The following is an 18,551-nucleotide window of genomic DNA, read 5'->3' as shown; positions in this document are numbered from 1 at the left end:
TTTCGAAATCGATTTAGTCGAAATCCTTTAAAAATATAGGAAACTACTAGGTTAAACATTAAATTTGCCTGATTTAAAATTTATGGATAAAAAAGTAAAGAAAATAGCCGTATTAACCTCAGGTGGAGATGCACCAGGGATGAATGCAGCAATTAGATCAGTTGTTAGGGCTTGCGCCTATTATCAGATAGAATGTGTTGGTATTTATAGAGGTTACCAAGGCATGATAGAGGGTGATTTTAAAGAAATGAATGCCCGAAGTGTAAAAGATATAATTAACAAAGGAGGTACTATATTAAAATCGGCACGGTCATCTGAATTTAGAACCAAAGAAGGTAGAAAAAAGGCTCACGAAAATCTTTTGAAAGAAGAAATCGAGGCTTTTGTTGTTATTGGTGGAGATGGTAGCTTTACAGGAGCTTTGGTGTTTAACGAAGAGTTTGGATTTCCTGTAATGGGAATTCCAGGTACCATTGATAACGATATATATGGAACTAAGTTTACCTTAGGCTATGATACAGCTCTTAATACTGTTGTTGAGGTTATTGATAAGATTAGAGATACTGCAAGTTCACATAATCGATTGTTCTTTATTGAAGTAATGGGAAGAGATGCTGGTCATATTGCATTAAATGCAGGTGTTGGAGCAGGAGCAGAAGAAATTTTAATACCAGAAGAAGATCTTGGATTAGATAGATTGTTAGACTCTTTAGAAAAGAGCAGAAAATCTGGTAAAACTTCTAGTTTAGTGGTGGTTGCGGAAGGTGATCGAATTGGCAAGAATGTATTCGAATTAGCAGAATACGTAGAAGAACATTTCCCTTTTTATGATATTCGAGTATCAGTACTAGGTCATATGCAACGTGGAGGGTCTCCATCTTGTTTTGATAGAGTATTGGCTAGTAGAATGGGAGTAAAAGCAGTAGAGACTCTATTAGAAGGTAAATCTAACCTAATGATAGGAGTTGCTAATAATGAGATGATATTAACATCACTTGAATTAGCGATTAAAGGAAAATCGGAAATAGATGCCGAATTATTAAAGGTATCAGATATAATGACTACATAATAAAAATTGAATAAAAATGTCTAAAACTAAAATTGGAATTAACGGATTTGGTAGAATTGGTAGAATTGCCTTTAGAGTTGCAATGTCTAAGCCAGAAGAAGTAGAAGTGGTAGGAATTAATGATTTACTTGATGTAAACCATTTAGCTTACTTATTAAAGTACGATTCTGTTCACGGTCAGTTTGATGGTGAAATCAGTACAAACAATGGTAACTTAGTTGTAAATGGTAATGAAATCAGAATTACTGCAGAGAGAAATCCAGCTGATTTAAAGTGGGACGAAGTTGGTGCTGATGTTGTTTTAGAATGTACAGGTATCTTTACTACTTTAGAAAAAGCGCAATTACACATTGATGCTGGTGCTAAAAAAGTAGCTATTTCTGCTCCATCTGCTGATGCTCCAATGTTTGTAATGGGTGTGAATCATAAAGAAGCTAAAGCTTCTGATACAATTGTGTCTAATGCTTCTTGTACAACGAACTGTTTAGCTCCTTTAGCTAAAGTAATTAACGATAAATTTGGTATTGCAGAAGGTTTAATGACTACTGTGCACGCAGCAACTGCAACTCAGTTTACTGTTGATGGTCCTTCTCGAAAAGATTATAGATTAGGTCGTGCATCATTAAATAATATTGTACCTGCATCTACAGGAGCTGCAAAAGCGGTAGGTAAGGTAATTCCAGAATTAAACGGAGTATTAACTGGTATGGCATTTAGAGTACCAACGGTTGATGTTTCTGTTGTAGATTTAACTTGTAGATTAGAAAAGAGCGCTTCTTTTGAAGAAATTAAAGCGGCTCTTAAAGAAGCTTCAGAGAACGAATTAAATGGTGTATTAGGTTATACTGAAGAAGGTGTAGTATCTCAAGATTTTGTTTCTGAGCCAAAAACAAGTACTTTCGATGCCAATGCAAGTATGGCATTAAATGATAATTTTGTGAAGTTAGTTTCTTGGTATGATAACGAGTTTGGTTATTCTACCAAATTAATTGAATTGGCACAACACATTGATTCATTATAAAAAGTAACTTAACTAAAACAGATTCAAATGATTTTAATTGCTGATGGAGGTTCTACAAAGTGTGATTGGATAGTAATGGATACTCAAGGTGAGGTTGTTTGTAAAACAAGAACACAAGGTTTAAATCCAGCAGTTTTACCAGTAAATATTTTGATTGATAGATTAACTGATAATGAAGAGTTAAAAGAGTATCAATTAAAAGTTTCAAAAATATATTTTTACGGTGCAGGTTGTGGTACAAATAAGCCCACACAAGCGCTTAGAGAAGTTTTTGAAAACTACTTTGCAAATGCACAAGCCTTTGTTAAAGAAGACACTTATGCAGCAGCATTTGCAGCTACAACAGAGCCAGGAATCATCTGTATATTAGGAACAGGATCTAATAGTAGTTATTTTGACGGTACAGAGGTACACACAACGGTACCATCATTAGGGTATACTTTAATGGATGAGGCGAGTGGTAATTATTTTGGTAAGAAATTAATCAGAGATTATTATTACAAAAAAATGCCAGAACATTTACGTCAGGAATTTGCCTCAAAGTTTGATTTAGCAGCAGATTCAATTAAAGAGAATTTGTACAAGAAAGAAAATCCTAATGCGTATCTAGCGCGTTTTGCAGAATTTATTTTTAGAAATGAACGCAACGATTATTTTAATGAAGTTTTAAAGAAGGGAATGAAAGACTTCTTTAAAAATAGAGTGCGTACTTATGATGTGCATCAAGAAGTACCTATTCACTTTGTTGGTTCAATTGCTTTCTTTTCTTCGGATGTAATATTGAAAACCGCTAAAAAATACAACTGTACTATTGGTAATATTGTTAGAAGACCGATTGATGGTCTTATTGAATACCACCAAAGACAATTACAAGAAGTCTAAGGTTCTTTCAAGAGCCATTCCTCTAGATCCCTTAATAAATAGAGGTTGATTTTGGAACTGCTTGAAAGCATCAGATTTAATAAAATCTTCAAAGCGCTCAAATTTGAGCGCTTTTTTTATTCTTACTCTATAAAAGTTTTGTCCAACCAATGCTATATTCTTAAATCCTAAAAAAACTGCTAATTCAGCTGTTGCTTGATGTTCTTTTAAACTTGAGTTTCCTAACTCAAACATATCTCCAAGAATAATAGATCCATTTGGATTGTTAAGTGCATAATTTTTTAATGCAACTTCCATACTACTCGGATTTGCATTATATGCATCTAAAACAATATTAAAATTATTCTTTTCAATTATTTGAGATCTATTGTTAGATGGCGTGTAGTTTGAAATCGCCGCTTTGGCTTTTTCTATATCAACTTTAAAATGATTGCCAATAGTTAGCGCAGCGGCAATATTATTATAGTTATAGCTTCCAATTAAGTTTGAGTTAATAGGTTCTTGGTGGAAATATAATTTTACAAACGGATTAGCTTCTAGATATTCTAAAGTTGGCTCAAATGATACAATGTTTAAAATGCCTTTAGATTGTTTAATTTGAATCTCATCGTTGGAATTGACAAATACAGTACCGTTTGCAGCTCTGAGATAATCGTATAATTCAGACTTTCCTTTTATAACACCATCAACACCTCCAAAACCTTCTAAATGTGCTTTCCCAAAATTGGTAATATAGCCAAAATTAGGTAGCGCTATAGAGCAAAGAAACTCTATTTCTTTTTGGTGATTTGCGCCCATTTCTACGATTCCTATTTCAGTAGCGGGCGTCATACTTAATAAAGTAAGAGGAACGCCAATGTGGTTATTTAAGTTTCCTTTTGTGGCAGTTACCTTATACTTCTGTTTTAGTACCGAAGCTATCAATTCTTTTGTAGTTGTTTTACCGTTACTTCCTGTAAGAGATATAATTGGTATGTCTAATTGAATTCTGTGATATTTCGCTAATTCCTGTAGAGTTTCTAAAACATCATCAACTAAAATTGTATTGTCTGAGGCATACCTAGGGTCGTCAATTACAGCGTATTTTGCACCTTTTTTAATAGCCTCTTGTGCGAATTTATTACCATTAAATTTGTTTCCTTTTAGAGCAAAGAAAATTGTGTTTTTTCTAATGTTCCTAGTGTCAGTATCAACCAAATAGTATTGGCTGTATTTTTCGTGTAAAGTATTAATTGTCATAGTCTAAAAATAAAAAACCTCGTTAAAAAACGAGGCTTTTTGATTTTAAAAATATAATTTTAATTCTTCTTTTCTGTGTATCTCGTTCTACGCTTATAAGTCATAGGACCAAGCTTATCGGTAGCGCATCTGAATCCTATAAAACTTGTTGCCATATATTCTGGTAAGAATCTTCTTTGAGCTGGATCTAACCAATACTCTCTGTCTTGCCAAGAACCACCTTTGTAAACTCTTGTTTGATCACTAATTAAAGTCGTACGATATTCTTCATCATATTCTTTAATTCGTAATCCACTTTCTCCGATTTGAGTTGGAGTAACAGGTGAGTTATACATTCTAGGTTTTACATCTAATTCTTCTTCGTCTTCTTCAAACATTTTAGTAGATGCTAAATCGCCATCTCTATTGTCTACATTGTATGCTTTCTCGTAATTGTTGCGCATGTAGGCATCATCTTTGGTGATCGGAACATATTTTACGCTTCCAGGTAAATCATTTACATTTATTTGTCCGTTTGGTAAAGTGTCATATGCAATAGTATTCACATCAACAACAACAACTTTTCCTTCGTCATCAATCATTGGTTTTGTAAATACATTTCCTCTGTAATAATTCATGTCGTTTGCGTCTGTATCGATAATTGGTCGATAAACGTCTGCCACCCACTCAGCAACGTTTCCAGACATGTCATATAAGCCGTATGCATTTGGACTATATTGACGAATTGGCATTGTAATATCACCACCATCATTACTCCATCCAGCAACTCCGCTATAATCTCCACGACCTTGTTTAAAGTTTGCTAGCTGATCACCTTTAAATCTGCGTGATGAATTACGTGTATATTTTCCATCCCAAGCATATTTTTTACGACCTCTAATATTGTTATATTCTCTATTTCCAACATCTGCTTTTGCAGCATATTCCCATTCTGCCTCAGAAGGTAATCTAAATGTTGGAGAAATAATACCATCTGAGACTTTTGGTAAAATAATATTGTCATCACGAGATCTAGACGGTTCATACACGGCAGAATCTCCCTCAAATAATAAAAATGGATCTTTAATAAATGTATCAGCATTAAAATATTTTGTACTGCTAATTTCCATTGAGTCCATTTCGTAATAGTTTTCCATCACGCCTTTATCAAATAAGGTTTTTTCTGAAACTCTATCACTTCTCCATACACAATAACGGTTCGCTTGTTTCCAAGAAACACCCACAACCGGATAGTCTCTGTACGAAGGGTGTCTTAAATAGTTTTGTGTTAACAATTCATTTGCACCTAAGGTGTTTCTCCAGACTAGAGTGTCAGGTAATGCGCTAGTGTAAATGTGTTTTGATTCATCATTACCAGAAGGGAATACTTTTTGCAACCAATCTAGGTAGAATAAGTATTCAGCATTTGTTACTTCTACTTCGTCTAGGTAAAAAGAGCGAACTTGCATTTGAACAGGAGTTGTATTCCAATCAAAAAGCACATCGTCTTGAACATGGCCCATTGTAAATGTACCACCTTCGATAAGCACCATGCCTGGAGGTGTTTCTTGACCTCTATAGTCGCTAGCATCAGAAAAACCAGCGTCAGTTTTATCTTTCGAGCTCCAGCCTGTAAGTGCTGTGCTATTGTCGTTTTCACGATTATGGCAACTAGTAAATGAAATAGTAAGTAGTGCTAATAGTAATAAGTTAATCTTAGTTTTTGTAATTTTCATAATACAAATCAACTTTAGGGTTTCATTTAGTGGACGCAAGATACACCAAATAATTATTTTCGCAAGTTATTTTTAACAAATGTCATCTAGGTTTTTGTCTCTGTATAACGATTGTTTTTTCCTTTTATTATGCGTATTGTTGTATATATTTAAAATAACTAGTTCCTTTAAGCGTTATTCATACTAATATGAGAAAAAACTTCAACCTTTTAGTTGTATTACTCTTTTGTTACTCTGGGATTTACGGTCAAAAATTGTCTCAAAAGAAAGTAACCCTAGTTTGGGGATCTACGGTGGTAGAAACAAACCGGGGATCTAAAATTAGCATCCCTAATGTAGAAGGATTTGGGTTGGATGCTCAATTGTTGCCAGAATTTGCGCAGTCTTGGGATATTGAAAAAGGATTAGAAGTTGCCTCATATGAACTGTTAAATGTACAATATGAAATCATTAGCGCTTCATCAATTTCTTCTGAAGTTAGAACTGTAATAGCTCCTGACATTAAAAGTGAGTTGGTAGTTGCCAATCATAGAAATAAGGCAACACTTGAATTGCTAATGACGCCTGTGGTGAATGATGGAGGCGTTTATAAAAAAGTAGTTTCTTTTCAATTAAACTATGCTACAAGGCAATCAAGAACTTCCGAGAGAGGTACTTTTAATAGAGCATTTAATTCAGTATTGAATACCGGAAACTGGTATAAATTTGCTATAGATACTACTGGAGTATATAGAATTAATAGATCTTTTTTGCAAAGTTTAGGTATAAAGACAAATGATGTAGATCCTAGAACCATTAAAATTTATGGAAACGGTGGAGCAATGCTGCCAAATAGAAATAGTGATTTTAGATACGATGGGTTACAAGAAAATTCTATCTATATAAGCGGAGAAGAAGATGGTAGTTTTGGTAGTAGTGATTATATTTTGTTTTATGCGAAAGGTCCCGAAACTTGGGATATAAATTCAACTTCCGGAATTGCATCTCACAGAGCAAATATTTTTGATGATAAAGCATATTATTTTATAACCTTCGGTGGTGAACAGGGTAAAAGAATTCAAAATCAAAATCCAATAACAGAGGCTGCCACGCAAGTAGTCACAAGTTACGATGATTATACATTTTACGAAAAGGAAGAGTATAACTTATTTTCAGTAGGTCAGCAATGGTTTGGAGAAGAAATGTCGTTTGAGCCAGATCAAACATTTGTTATTCCTTTTAAAAATTTAGATCCGAATTATCCGGTTAGAGTAAGGGTTCGTGGAGTTGCTGAGTCTTTTAGTGCTTCCTCCATGAGTATTCGTGTAAATGGTCAAGATGCATTTACAATAAACTATCCGGCATTGGTTTTGGGAAGTTTGATCAAAGCCTATGCAAGAGAGGGAAATACACAAATGAATTTATCTGGAGATTCAATTACAGTAGAGGTGTCTTTTAACAACAATGGAAACCCTGCAGCTAAGGCATTTCTGGACTTTATAGAAATTAATGGTCAAAAATTATTACAAGTTGATAATACTCAATTGAGTTTTCGAAGTTTTGATGCAGTAAATAGTGGTGGTGTTGCAAGTTATGAAGTTCAAAACGCTGAAGAAATATGGGATGTTACAGATTTTATAAACCCTCTAAGAGTGACGCCAGAGGAAGATGGAAGTACCTTTAAGTTCAAATCAGAAGCTAATGAGTTAAAACAATTTGTAGCACTAAATGATGTTGATTTTTATACACCCGAAATCATTACAAGTGGTCCAATTAAGAATCAAAATCTTCACGGCATTCAAGATATAGATTATCTTATTGTTACCAGAGGTTTTTTAATGAATGAAGCTGAGGTTTTAGCAGATTTTCACAGAGATCGAGGTTTGACGGTAGAAGTGGTTGACTTAGAGGAGGTTTATAATGAATTCGGGTCTGGGAGTCCAGATTTAACCGCAATAAGAGATTATGTTCGGTACTTGTATGACAATGCTTCAAATGTAGAGAACAGAATCAAATACGTTCTGTTGTTTGGAGATGCTTCTTATGATTACAAAGATAGAATTATTGGAAATAACAATATAGTCCCGGCAGTTTTAGCCTACGAGAGTTTTAACTTAGCCACGTCGTATTTAACAGACGATTATTATGGAATGATGGATCCAAACGAAGGTTTGCTAACCTTTGCTGATAAACAAGACGTTGCTACAGGTAGGTTTCCAGTTACAACTATTCAGCAAGCCAAGGAAGCTGTTAACAAAGCTATGACCTACTCCTCTTCTGAATCATATGGAGACTGGAGAAACTTAGTAACAGTCGTGGCAGATGATTTAGATGTCGCAACTGAATTTACTATACAGCAAAGTATGGAGAATATTGCAGATACTATTCGTGTAAGAAAACCATTACTAAATGTTAAGAAGATATATGCAGATGCTTTTGTACAAGTTTCGACTGCTGGAGGAGAACGTTATCCAGATGTATACGACGAAATAGAAAATACCCAAGCTAAAGGAACATTATTATTGAATTATTTTGGACATGGCGGAGAGGATGGTTGGGCTTCAGAAAGAATACTTGATATTCCTATGGTTAGAGCCTTGAGCAACATCAATACATTACCATTAATTATTACTATTACTTGTGAGTTTTCTAGATTTGACAATCCATTGAGATTATCAGGTGGAGAATTTTTAATTTGGAATGCTGATGGAGGATCTACTTCTCTTATTACAACTACAAGAGAGATATATGTAAATGTGGGGCGTGTTTTTAATGACCGTTTAATGAGAGTATTGTTAAATTTTGATAATGAAAATTTAACAATAGCTGAAGGTTTGATGTCAGTTAAAAATCAATTTTCAACCTCTCAAAGATTATTTATATATTTTCTTGGAGACCCTGCAATGGATTTAGCGGTTCCAGAACCAGATGTGCGATTGACACATATGAATGGTATAGACATTTCTCAATCCATAGATACCATAAAGGCTTTGAGTAGAGTTACCTTAGAAGGAGCAGTTACAGATTCAAATGGAAATGTTTTATCTGATTATAATGGTGAATTATCTACCATAGTTTTTGATAAGCCAATTACTAAGACAACCTTAGATAATGATAATTTTGGAAGAACTATGGAATTTGATGCTTTAGAAAGTAAAATTTTTAGAGGTCTTTCTTCTGTTGCAAATGGCAGATTTGAATTTGATTTTGTAGCACCAAGAGATTTAAGAATTGCTTATGGTCAAGGTAAAATTAGTTTTTATGCAGATAATGATGATGTTGATAAAGCTGGTTATAATTTTGACGTAACCATTGGTGGCATCAATTTAGATGCTCCAGAAGATAATTTGGGGCCAGATATAGAATTATTTATGAATGATGAAAGTTTTGTAGATGGAGGAAATACAAATGGTTCTCCTTACCTGTTGGCATTGCTTTCTGATGAAAATGGAATAAATACTTCTATTACCTCTGTAGATCACGATATTGTTGCAATTTTAGATGGTGAAACCTCAAATCCGTATGTATTAAATGATTTTTATCAGACCGAGTTAGATGATTATACAAGAGGAAGAGTTAGATTTCCCTTTAGAGATTTAGAACCTGGTTTACATACTTTAGAATTATGTGCTTGGGACACCTACAATAATTCATCATGTGCTACGTTAAACTTTTTTGTAGTGAGTGACTCAGAGATGGTATTGGATAACGTATTAAATTATCCGAACCCATTTGTAAATTATACCGAGTTCTGGTTCAATCACAATAAACCAAATGAACCATTGGATGTACAAGTTCAGATTTTTACAGTTTCTGGTAAATTGGTTAAGACCATCAACCAAACTGTAAATTCAACAGGTAATTTATCAAGGTCGATTACTTGGGATGGTTTAGATGATTTTGGAGATAAAATAGGAAAGGGTGTTTATGTGTATAAACTGAATGTTAAAAGCACCTTATCAGATGTCTCTGCAGAAAAATATGAGAAATTAGTAATACTTCAATAAAAAGTATTTTATTTGTTAAAACAATCTTAATTCATGAAAAACGCAGTAATCGCTATTATAGCATGCTTGTTTGTAATTCCTACTATTAAAGCACAAGACGAACCTAATCCAATAACCACAGCAGCTCCATTTTTGTTAATTATTCCAGATGCAAGAGCAGGTGGAATGGGAGATGTAGGTGTAGCTACTTCGGCAGATGCTAATTCGCAACATCACAATCCTTCTCAATATGCATTTTTAAACACATCGTATGTAGTTGGATTAAATTACACCCCTTGGATGCGTGAATTAGTAAATGATATTTTCTTAGGTGGTTTTACATTTGCGAACCGTATCAATGAGCGAAGCGCTTGGGCAGGAAGCTTAAAATATTTTACCTATGGTGAGATTCAGTTAACAGATGGAGGAGGTAATCCTATAGGTGTAGAGAATCCAAATGAATTGGCAATCGATGGTACATATGCCCTTAAATTAAGTGACTATTTTTCGATGGGTGTAACCTTGAGATACATAAGGTCTGATTTGGCTTTGAGATCTTCTGATGCGCTTTTAAACACAGTAAATTCTTTCGGAGTAGATGTTTCTGGTTATTATCAGTCTGATGAAAAGAACTACGGTGACTTTAATGGTCGTTGGAGAGCTGGTTTTAATATTTCTAATATTGGTCCAAAAGTTTCTTATAGTGATGATACTGATGAAAATTTTATACCTACAAATTTAAAGTTAGGTGGTGGATTTGATTTTATTTTAGATGACTATAATAGAATCAATACTACTTTAGAGGTTACTAAATTGTTAGTTCCAACACCTCCAATTCGAGATGATGAAGGAAATATTATAGATGGTAAAGATGATAATGTTGGTTTTGCTCAAGGAATGTTCCAATCGTTTGCGGATGCACCAGACGGATTTAGTGAAGAGATGAAAGAGTTTACTTGGGCTTTAGGAGCCGAGTATGTTTATAATAATGCTTTCGCTTTAAGAACAGGTTATTTCCACGAAAGCGAATACAAAGGTAATCGTCAATACTTTACAGTTGGAGCTGGATTTAAATTTAAAGCAACGACTTTAGATGTTTCTTATTTGTTTAGTTCTTCAGACGTAAATAATCCTTTAGAAAACACATTACGCTTTAGTTTAGCATTTAACTTTGGAGATATCTACGAAGATTTTTAGTATCTTCGAAGTATGAAAAAATTGCAACTTACGACCTCAATTACCGTGTATGACGACGTAACTGAGTTGCCCAAAGATGTACAGCAATTGATGAACGCTGCTATTGACGTTCGAAAAAATGCATATGCGCCGTATTCACAATTTCTTGTGGGTGCGGCTTTGTTATTAGATAATGGAACTATTGTTACTGGGTCTAACCAAGAAAATGCTGCATATCCAAGTGGGTTGTGTGCCGAACGAGTTGCTGTGTATTATGCGGGAGCTCAGTATCCTGATGCTAAAATTTTAAGAATTGCAATTACGGCAGGTTCGATTCATGAAACGTTGACAGAGCCAGTTGCACCCTGCGGTTCATGTAGACAATCGTTATCTGAATATGAGAAAAAACAAAATGCACCTATGGAAGTCTATTTTATGGGTGAAACAGGTAAAATTATTAAGACAGACACTCTGCATGATTTGTTGCCTTTAGCGTTTGATAAAACCTATTTGTAGTTTAACGTTCTACCCATAAATATTGTAGATAGCGCAAAGCAGTGATTAGCTTTGTTTTTCTTGACTTAGCCTTCAAAGTAAACATATTTAATTGTTCAGGTTCTACTTTCCTACCATGAACCATAATCCAATTAATTTTTTTTAAAGCATCTAAATCTTCCAGTGGGTTTCCATCAAGTAATAATAAATTAGCTTTTTTTCCAACAGCAATTGTGCCTAAATCATTCATGATTTGGTGCGTTTTAGATGGGTTGATGGTGGCCGTTTTAAGTACTTCATAATTACTCAATCCCGCCTCTGCATAAAAGGCTAATTCTTCTTTAATAGATGCTCCAGGTGTAGTAATGCCAATACCTGCATCACTACTTGAAACTAGAGTAACTCCTGCGTCATGCAGCAGTTTAATTAAATATAAATGAAACTGGTGCTGCGAAAGAATTCTGTTTTTGGTTCCAGAATTTTCTTTAAGTGCTTCTTGCCACCTATTTACCTGATTTTTCGCATCGATATCAATTAACAAAGGGTTCATATATGCTGCAGACTCACTATTCAAAACATCGCTGTTTTCCAGCATCTCGAATATCTTATAGAATCCTGTAATAGTTGGGCTAAATATTTGATCTCTTTCCGCCATTATTTTTGCAATATCAACTGCTTTTACTGAATCTAATTGATAGTTTAACGCCTGCTGGTAAATATCTTCAGTATGTTCAATAGTTGCGATTTGAGGATGAAACTGTTCTGTATATTCTACTTTAAAACTTGGATGTGCTACAACATCCATCTGTAAGGCTTCAGCTTCTTCTACAATCGCAATATATTCTGCCTCGGTCATACCCGCATATGTTTTGATAAAATCATAACCTCTATTTTTATACGATTGTACCAATGCTCTAGCCTCTTTTGGATTCCTAATTTGAACTTTATCATCACCCAAATCATCTTTTCCAGTTAATTTTGGTGATGAGGTGTAAAATGAGGGAGCAACTAATTCTTGATTATTGATTTGCTCTTTTAAGTCTAAATGAAAAGGTAATCCCCATAAATTTCGAACACCAGTAACTCCATTTGCTAAATACAATCCTAGTTCTTGTTTGTCCCAAATATGAACATGCATATCTATAAGGCCAGGTATTAGAAATTGATTATTTCCATCGATAATTTCAATGTCTTTATCTGAAATATTTTGAGCTACCTCCTTTATTGTTCCATTTTCAACAAGCACATCAAAATTGGTTAAAACTGTATCTTTAGTCATTGGTATGACCTGAACATTTTTTATTAAATAGCTTTTATTTTGTAGTTCAGGATATTTGTCTAATTGTAAATATGAGGTTCTCTTTTGATCGATTAATATTATTGTTAGCACTACTAGTAATAATAAAGTAACTAATGCCAAAAGAACTTTCAGTGTGGTTTTCAGTATTTTCATGCTAATTTTTTAGTGTGCCTATCCAAACGTTTCCCTTTGGAAATGCGTATATTCTTGGCTGTTTTTGTTGTACTATTCTATGAGGCTTTTTTAACTGCTTTTGTAACCATCGTACCTCATTTTGATGAGCAAGTTCATTGATATAAAAATTAGGGTCATTGGTGTTGTCTTCAAAAATAGACTCATCTATACCCAAAGACCATTCAAAATCTATAAATAAATTATAATGTGATCTGTAGTTGTTTATTGGAAAGTTTTTTTTTGTATCCCCAACTGTAAAGACTTGGTTATAATAATTAATATACTCTCCAATGGCGCACACAACTTGAGATTGGGCAAGATTAGATTCGTAAAGCCAAAATTTCAAATAATAGGGCTCTTCAAGTGCTTCTATGGTCAGTTTCCAGTTGTTATATATTTCTAGAAAACCATTTAAAATTAGTCTTCTTGTTTTACCATGTGGTTCTGGTGTAATACTGTTACCTAAATTTAAAGAGCCCCAAGGATGCACTCTGAATTTTACATAATCTCTTCCGCAATTTTTAACAGTCTCTAAATTGAGATCTTTATTTCTGTCAATCCATTGTTCAATATCTTTCCAAAACCTTTTATGGCCCCTAATTTTTTGTTTCATTTATTTGGTATTAAATAACGAAAATACAAAACAAAAAGGCTTCCCAATTGGAAAGCCTTTTGAATAGTTTAAAACGAATTTTATTTGATCGCTTCAGAAACAACGGTGCCAGATGTGCCATTAGGGAATGCAATACCTAGCAACGCTGACATTGTTGGAGCAATATCGTTAATATTGGTTCTGTTATACGTATGACCTTGTTTAACACCTGTACCGTAAAATAATAAAGGAACATGTGTATCGTAATTGTAAGCAGAACCATGAGACGAGCCTGTTTTACTATAAGAAATTGTAGCAGGATTTAGAACGTACATAATTTCTCCAGAGCGTTTTTGATTGTATCCGTTTTTAAGTAATAATTCAATTCCTTCTTGAGCAGTACTATTTTTTACTTCAGTAGCAGTATACGCCTTATAAACGTTTTTGTAGTTTATAATTTCTTCAATCATTTCAAGTTGTACCATGGCAAGGTGTAGGCCTAATTCTTTTATTTTTTCGCGATCAAAGAAAATATCAGCATAATCAACATGTTCTATTAGGTCTTCTCCATATTTTGAAATAGAAAATTCACTTAATTGTTTTTTGAATTCCGACTTATCAAAATATCCTGCTGGTATTTTTTCTGAGGCTAAATACGAAGGAACATCCACTGCGCCATGGTCTGCAGTTAAGAAAACTGTGTAGTTACCCTTACCAACATTTTTATCTAACTGATTTAATAGGTTTTCTAAATTTTTATCAAGTCTTATATAAGTATCTTGAATTTCTTTAGAATTTACTCCAAAATTGTGTCCTACATAATCTGTGCTAGAGTAACTAACAGTTAAAACATCTGTATCGTTATCTGCACCAAGTTGTTCGCCTTGAATAGCAGCTAAGGCAAAATCTGTTGTTAAGTCATTACCATAAGCGGTGGCTTTTAAAATATTGTAATTGCCGTTCTTTTTACTTAGTGATTTTAAATCATATGGAAATGTCGCATCATCTTTACCTTTAAATCCACCTTCAAAATTGTTTTTATCCGAACCGCTTTCAACATAAGAATCGATAGGGTAGTAGGTATCCCAAGTTTTTAGATATGACTTAGCGATATCACTTTTATTAAAGGTTTCTACCCATTCTGGTAATTCATTCAAATAAAAAGAACTTGTTATCCAATTGCCATCTTTTCCTCCTTCAAACCAATATGCAGCATTTGCAGTATGCCCTGCAGGTAATATGGCGCCACGATCTTTAATAGCTATACCAATTGTTTTACCCCGCATTTGAGTATGAAGTCTATTTTCATCAGTAAAGGTTGTGGTTAACATTCTGTGAGGTGACATTTTTCCAGCATCAGCTTTTGTGCCAACGGGATTTACGCTATTATCTCCTGCGCAATACACGTCTTCTTTGTTTTCTTTGTCATACCAATTGTTGCCAATAATTCCATGATATTTAGGAGTTGTACCTGTATATACTGAAGCGTGCCCAGGACCGGTAGCAGTTGGTACATAATTAAAATGATTATTTTTACAATTAAACCCTTCGTTCATTAAACGCTTAAAACCACCTTCTCCATATCTATTAATAAAGCGTGTGAGGTAATCGTATCGCATTTGATCTACTACAATGCCTACTACCAATTTGGGCTTTTTTTCTTGAGAAAATCCAAACGTACTCACCAATATTAAAAGACCCAAAAAAAATGATTTTTTCATACTTATTTTAAAAGTTGATTTGAAAAACAAAGATACATTTTAAATAGGTTGAGCTATCAATTAATGACAATAATAGCGTTAGAATAAAGTTTTAATTTAATACTTTAGCAAAAACAATTTGCATGAATTACCTAGAGCATATTGGTAAATATTTTATCATGCTTCGGCAAGTTTTTACAAGGCCACAGCGAGGTAAAGTGTTTAGAGAAGTGCTATTCCGAGAGATTGACGACTTAGGATTAAAATCACTCGGAATTATTATGTTTATCTCTTTTTTTATTGGGGGTGTTGTTGCAATTCAAACAGCCTTAAGTGTAGATAGTCCTTTCATTCCTAAATATCTTATAGGTTTTGCCACAAAGCGATCTATGATATTGGAGTTTGGTCCAACCTTTACCTCTGTTATTTTAGCTGGTAAAGTGGGGTCGTACATTGCATCAAGTATTGGTACCATGCGAGTGACGGAACAGATTGATGCTTTGGAAGTTATGGGGGTAAACTCTTTGAATTATTTGGTTTTACCTAAAGTTATTGCAACGTTGTTTTTCTATCCGCTTCTTACATTAATTGCCATGTTTTTGGGAATTTTTGGAGGATGGGCTGCAGGTGTTTTAACAGATCTTTTTTACTCAGTAGATTACCTTGATGGAATTCGACTTGAATTCGATCCTTATTACATTCAATACGCACTTATTAAGACAGTAGTTTTTGCATTTGTAATTGCAACGGTGCCTGCGTATCACGGATATTTTGTAAAAGGAGGTTCGTTAGAAGTTGGAAGAGCAAGTACGCAGGCGGTAGTTTGGACAAGTGTTGTTATAATTACTTTAAATTATTTCTTAACTCAAATGCTTTTGGGATAATGATACAAGTTGAGAATTTACATAAGAGTTTTGGAGATGCTCATATTTTAAAAGGAGTAAGTACTTCTTTTGAAAAAGGAAAAACCAATTTAATAATTGGTCAAAGTGGTTCAGGTAAAACGGTATTTTTAAAATGTCTATTAGGATTGCATGAGCATGACGATGGTAATATTTCTTTTGATGGAAGAATTTATTCGGAGTTGAATATTGATGAGAGAAGGCAATTACGTACCGAGATAGGCATGGTGTTTCAGGGCAGTGCCTTATATGATTTCTTAACAGTAGAAGAGAATGTTATGTTTCCTTTAAAGATGTTTACGACGAAATCACAAGAAGAAATGTTGGAACGAGTGAATGAAGTTTTAGCACGAGTTAATTTGGATGGTGCAAATAGTAAATTTCCTTCTGAACTTTCTGGTGGCATGCAGAAACGTGTTGCTATTGCTAGAGCAATTGTAAACAATCCGAAGTATTTGTTTTGTGACGAGCCCAACTCTGGTCTAGACCCGCACACTGCAACAGTTATAGACAATTTAATACAAGAAATAACAAAAGAATACAATATAGTGACTATTATTAATTCACATGATATGAACTCTGTAATGGAGATTGGAGAAAAAATTGTTTTTTTGAAAGAAGGCTTGAAGGCATGGGAAGGCACCAATGAAGATGTGTTTGTGACAGATAATGAGGCGATTGTAAATTTTGTTTATTCATCGAATTTATTTAAAAAAATTAGAGAAGTATATTTAAAAGAAAGTAAACGATAAAAGTATTTGTTTTATTAAAACAAGTGCTTATATTTGCACCCGCTAAAACAATAGCGAATGACTTGATAGCTCAGTTGGTAGAGCACCTCCCTTTTAAGGAGGTGGTCCTGGGTTCGAGCCCCAGTCAAGTCACAAAAATCGTCAAATTTTATTGGCGATTTTTTTGTTTGATAGCAAAACAAAATAACTTTTCAATATGTCTTTGTAAACATTTGGTTTACTGATATTATTGACTATTGATAGATAAGTTTGTACTTTTAAATTTCTAAACAATTATTACTATTATGAAAAAGCGACTATCTCAACTTATTTTGGTATTCTTAATTTCTATGCCTGCACTCGCTCAGGAATTTGGGATTTCTGCCGAAATTAGACCGCGTTATGAGCATAGACATGGTTTTGGTACATTAATCGAAACGGATCAAGCAGGATCACATTTTGTATCCCAACGCTCTCGAATTAATTTTGATTTCGCTTTTGAAATGATCAAACTTAAATTTTCTGGACAGCATACTGGTGTCTGGGGAGATGTTGGGACCTTAGGGAAATCTGATAATAATTTATCTATTAATGAGGCGTGGGCGCAGGCTATTTTCTCTGATAAATTTTCAGTTAAATTTGGGCGACAAGTAATTTCTTATGATGATCAAAGAATAATAGGTGCAACTGCTTGGGCTCAACAAGCTAGGCGCTTTGATGCTATGGTTGCAAGATGGCAAATAGCAGAGAAAACGATTTTGGATGTTGGTTTATCTTTAAGTAATGACGGTGAAATAAGTGTTGGAGATATGCCCTATAGCAATGCAGCAGGTTATAAGGCAATGGGTTTTGGATGGTTTCACCATGACTTTAAAAACCTTGGTTTTAGTGCTTTATTTTTGAATAATGGTGTTGAGCATAATGTTTATGGAGATGATAATCTAGAAGTAGATTATACTCAAACATTTGGTTCTCATATAACTTATGATCTAAATAGGTTCTCGGCCGATGGGTCAATTTATTTTCAAACTGGTAAATTGAATACAAATGAGGTGTCCGCAACTAACTATGCATTAAATCTTCGATATATAATTGCAAAAGAACTAACAATAAATGTGGGTTACGAATATTTTTCAGGTAAAGATATGAATGATACCAGCAATGATGTAAAGTCCTTTAATCCCTTGTATGGTACAAATCATAAATTCAATGGTTTAATGGATTATTTTTATGTGGGAGGACAGCATTTGAATAATGTTGGTTTAAATGACTTGCATTTCGGTTTAACGTACAAAAAAGATAAATTTTTTGTTAAGGTAGCACCACATTTCTTCTTTGGAGCTGCTGATATTTATGATGGTTCTGTTAAAATGGATGATAATTTAGGATTTGAGATTGACATGACAACAGGATACAACTTTACAAGTGATATCAATTTGCAAGGAGGTTTCTCTATGATGTCTGCAACTGAGTCTATGGAAGTTATTAAAGGTGGTGGAGATTCCGATGAAGGTAATTACTGGGGCTGGGTAATGATCACGTTCAAACCAACTTTATTCAAGTCTAAAGCATAAGAAGCCAAAGAAATAT

General features: G+C 34.0%; 14 protein-coding genes and 1 tRNA gene. 10 read left to right on the top strand and 5 right to left on the bottom strand.

The genetic code is table 11. The features are described from left to right. Nucleotides 1-82 precede the first annotated feature (82 nt). Genes pfkA through ACYQ5R_RS01280 form a run of 3 tightly spaced genes read left to right on the top strand, consistent with a single transcriptional unit; the run spans nt 83 to nt 2,972 of the window. Entirely contained in the window at nt 83-1,069 is a 987-nt protein-coding gene (pfkA, locus tag ACYQ5R_RS01290; RefSeq protein ID WP_460189095.1) for a 6-phosphofructokinase, read from the top strand. 16 nt (nt 1,070-1,085) lie between these two features. Further along, nucleotides 1,086-2,090 (top strand): type I glyceraldehyde-3-phosphate dehydrogenase, encoded by a 1,005-nt coding sequence (gene gap, locus ACYQ5R_RS01285; protein WP_460189094.1) that lies wholly within the window; start codon nt 1,086-1,088, stop codon nt 2,088-2,090. Nucleotides 2,091-2,117: 27 nt separating this feature from the next. Next, on the top strand, nt 2,118-2,972 hold the full coding sequence (locus tag ACYQ5R_RS01280; RefSeq protein WP_460189093.1) for an N-acetylglucosamine kinase: 855 nt from the start codon (nt 2,118-2,120) through the stop codon (nt 2,970-2,972). On the opposite strand, the gene ACYQ5R_RS01275 is transcribed toward ACYQ5R_RS01280, so the two are convergent. Further along, the gene (locus ACYQ5R_RS01275) at nt 2,958-4,211 is read right to left on the bottom strand and encodes a UDP-N-acetylmuramoyl-tripeptide--D-alanyl-D-alanine ligase (protein ID WP_460189092.1); all 1,254 of its coding nucleotides are present in this window, start codon (nt 4,209-4,211) and stop codon (nt 2,958-2,960) included. The two genes, ACYQ5R_RS01280 and ACYQ5R_RS01275, sit on opposite strands and share 15 nt — an antisense overlap. 59 nt (nt 4,212-4,270) lie before the next feature. Beyond that, on the bottom strand, nt 4,271-5,926 hold the full coding sequence (gene gldJ / locus ACYQ5R_RS01270) for a gliding motility lipoprotein GldJ (protein WP_460189091.1): 1,656 nt from the start codon (nt 5,924-5,926) through the stop codon (nt 4,271-4,273). Between the two features lie 188 nt (nt 5,927-6,114). On the opposite strand from gldJ, the gene porU reads away from it, so the two are divergent. The 3 genes from porU to cdd are packed head-to-tail and all read left to right on the top strand — an operon-like array spanning nt 6,115 to nt 11,583. Beyond that, nucleotides 6,115-9,912, top strand: coding sequence for a type IX secretion system sortase PorU (gene porU, locus ACYQ5R_RS01265; protein ID WP_460189090.1), 3,798 nt, complete (start codon nt 6,115-6,117; stop codon nt 9,910-9,912). A 33-nt stretch (nt 9,913-9,945) separates the two neighbouring features. After that, the gene (gene porV / locus ACYQ5R_RS01260; RefSeq protein WP_460189089.1) at nt 9,946-11,088 is read left to right on the top strand and encodes a type IX secretion system outer membrane channel protein PorV; all 1,143 of its coding nucleotides are present in this window, start codon (nt 9,946-9,948) and stop codon (nt 11,086-11,088) included. Nucleotides 11,089-11,100: 12 nt separating this feature from the next. Further along, the gene (gene cdd / locus ACYQ5R_RS01255; RefSeq protein WP_460189088.1) at nt 11,101-11,583 is read left to right on the top strand and encodes a cytidine deaminase; all 483 of its coding nucleotides are present in this window, start codon (nt 11,101-11,103) and stop codon (nt 11,581-11,583) included. Nucleotide 11,584: 1 nt separating this feature from the next. Here cdd and ACYQ5R_RS01250 read toward each other — a convergent pair whose 3' ends face one another. From ACYQ5R_RS01250 to pafA, 3 genes are all read right to left on the bottom strand, one after another. Then, nucleotides 11,585-13,015, bottom strand: coding sequence for an amidohydrolase family protein (locus ACYQ5R_RS01250; RefSeq protein WP_460189087.1), 1,431 nt, complete (start codon nt 13,013-13,015; stop codon nt 11,585-11,587). Between the two features lies 1 nt (nt 13,016). Next, nucleotides 13,017-13,649: a hypothetical protein gene (locus ACYQ5R_RS01245; RefSeq protein ID WP_460189086.1), complete on the bottom strand. Its 633-nt coding sequence runs from the start codon at nt 13,647-13,649 to the stop codon at nt 13,017-13,019. Between the two features lie 80 nt (nt 13,650-13,729). Next, entirely contained in the window at nt 13,730-15,349 is a 1,620-nt protein-coding gene (gene pafA / locus ACYQ5R_RS01240; RefSeq protein WP_460189085.1) for an alkaline phosphatase PafA, read from the bottom strand. A 122-nt stretch (nt 15,350-15,471) separates the two neighbouring features. On the opposite strand from pafA, the gene ACYQ5R_RS01235 reads away from it, so the two are divergent. The 4 genes from ACYQ5R_RS01235 (at nt 15,472) to ACYQ5R_RS01220 (ending at nt 18,535) form a co-directional block, all read left to right on the top strand. Next, complete coding sequence (locus ACYQ5R_RS01235) at nt 15,472-16,212, top strand: MlaE family ABC transporter permease (RefSeq protein ID WP_460189084.1); 741 nt, start codon at nt 15,472-15,474, stop codon at nt 16,210-16,212. Continuing rightward, complete coding sequence (locus tag ACYQ5R_RS01230) at nt 16,212-16,982, top strand: ABC transporter ATP-binding protein (RefSeq protein WP_460189083.1); 771 nt, start codon at nt 16,212-16,214, stop codon at nt 16,980-16,982. The genes ACYQ5R_RS01235 and ACYQ5R_RS01230 overlap by 1 nt, the downstream gene beginning before the upstream one ends. Before the next feature lie 59 nt (nt 16,983-17,041). Continuing rightward, nucleotides 17,042-17,114: transfer RNA gene (locus ACYQ5R_RS01225), tRNA-Lys, on the top strand. A 152-nt stretch (nt 17,115-17,266) separates the two neighbouring features. Further along, nucleotides 17,267-18,535 (top strand): alginate export family protein, encoded by a 1,269-nt coding sequence (locus ACYQ5R_RS01220; protein WP_460189082.1) that lies wholly within the window; start codon nt 17,267-17,269, stop codon nt 18,533-18,535. Nucleotides 18,536-18,551 lie beyond the last annotated feature (16 nt).

This window comes from Urechidicola sp. KH5, from assembly GCF_054661455.1.
The sequence above is the reverse complement of the archived record's forward strand: the minus strand, read 5'-3'. Positions and strand labels throughout refer to the sequence as shown.

Excerpts from the sequence above, each read along its gene's own strand:
- pfkA (WP_460189095.1), top strand. The coding sequence starts at position 83 with ATGGATAAAAAAGTAAAGAAAATAGCCGTATTAACCTCAGGTGGAGAT.
- gap (WP_460189094.1), top strand. The coding sequence starts at position 1,086 with ATGTCTAAAACTAAAATTGGAATTAACGGATTTGGTAGAATTGGTAGA.
- ACYQ5R_RS01280 (WP_460189093.1), top strand. The coding sequence starts at position 2,118 with ATGATTTTAATTGCTGATGGAGGTTCTACAAAGTGTGATTGGATAGTA.
- ACYQ5R_RS01275 (WP_460189092.1), bottom strand. The coding sequence starts at position 4,211 with ATGACAATTAATACTTTACACGAAAAATACAGCCAATACTATTTGGTT.
- gldJ (WP_460189091.1), bottom strand. The coding sequence starts at position 5,926 with ATGAAAATTACAAAAACTAAGATTAACTTATTACTATTAGCACTACTT.
- porU (WP_460189090.1), top strand. The coding sequence starts at position 6,115 with ATGAGAAAAAACTTCAACCTTTTAGTTGTATTACTCTTTTGTTACTCT.
- porV (WP_460189089.1), top strand. The coding sequence starts at position 9,946 with ATGAAAAACGCAGTAATCGCTATTATAGCATGCTTGTTTGTAATTCCT.
- cdd (WP_460189088.1), top strand. The coding sequence starts at position 11,101 with ATGAAAAAATTGCAACTTACGACCTCAATTACCGTGTATGACGACGTA.
- ACYQ5R_RS01250 (WP_460189087.1), bottom strand. The coding sequence starts at position 13,015 with ATGAAAATACTGAAAACCACACTGAAAGTTCTTTTGGCATTAGTTACT.
- ACYQ5R_RS01245 (WP_460189086.1), bottom strand. The coding sequence starts at position 13,649 with ATGAAACAAAAAATTAGGGGCCATAAAAGGTTTTGGAAAGATATTGAA.
- pafA (WP_460189085.1), bottom strand. The coding sequence starts at position 15,349 with ATGAAAAAATCATTTTTTTTGGGTCTTTTAATATTGGTGAGTACGTTT.
- ACYQ5R_RS01235 (WP_460189084.1), top strand. The coding sequence starts at position 15,472 with ATGAATTACCTAGAGCATATTGGTAAATATTTTATCATGCTTCGGCAA.
- ACYQ5R_RS01230 (WP_460189083.1), top strand. The coding sequence starts at position 16,212 with ATGATACAAGTTGAGAATTTACATAAGAGTTTTGGAGATGCTCATATT.
- ACYQ5R_RS01220 (WP_460189082.1), top strand. The coding sequence starts at position 17,267 with ATGAAAAAGCGACTATCTCAACTTATTTTGGTATTCTTAATTTCTATG.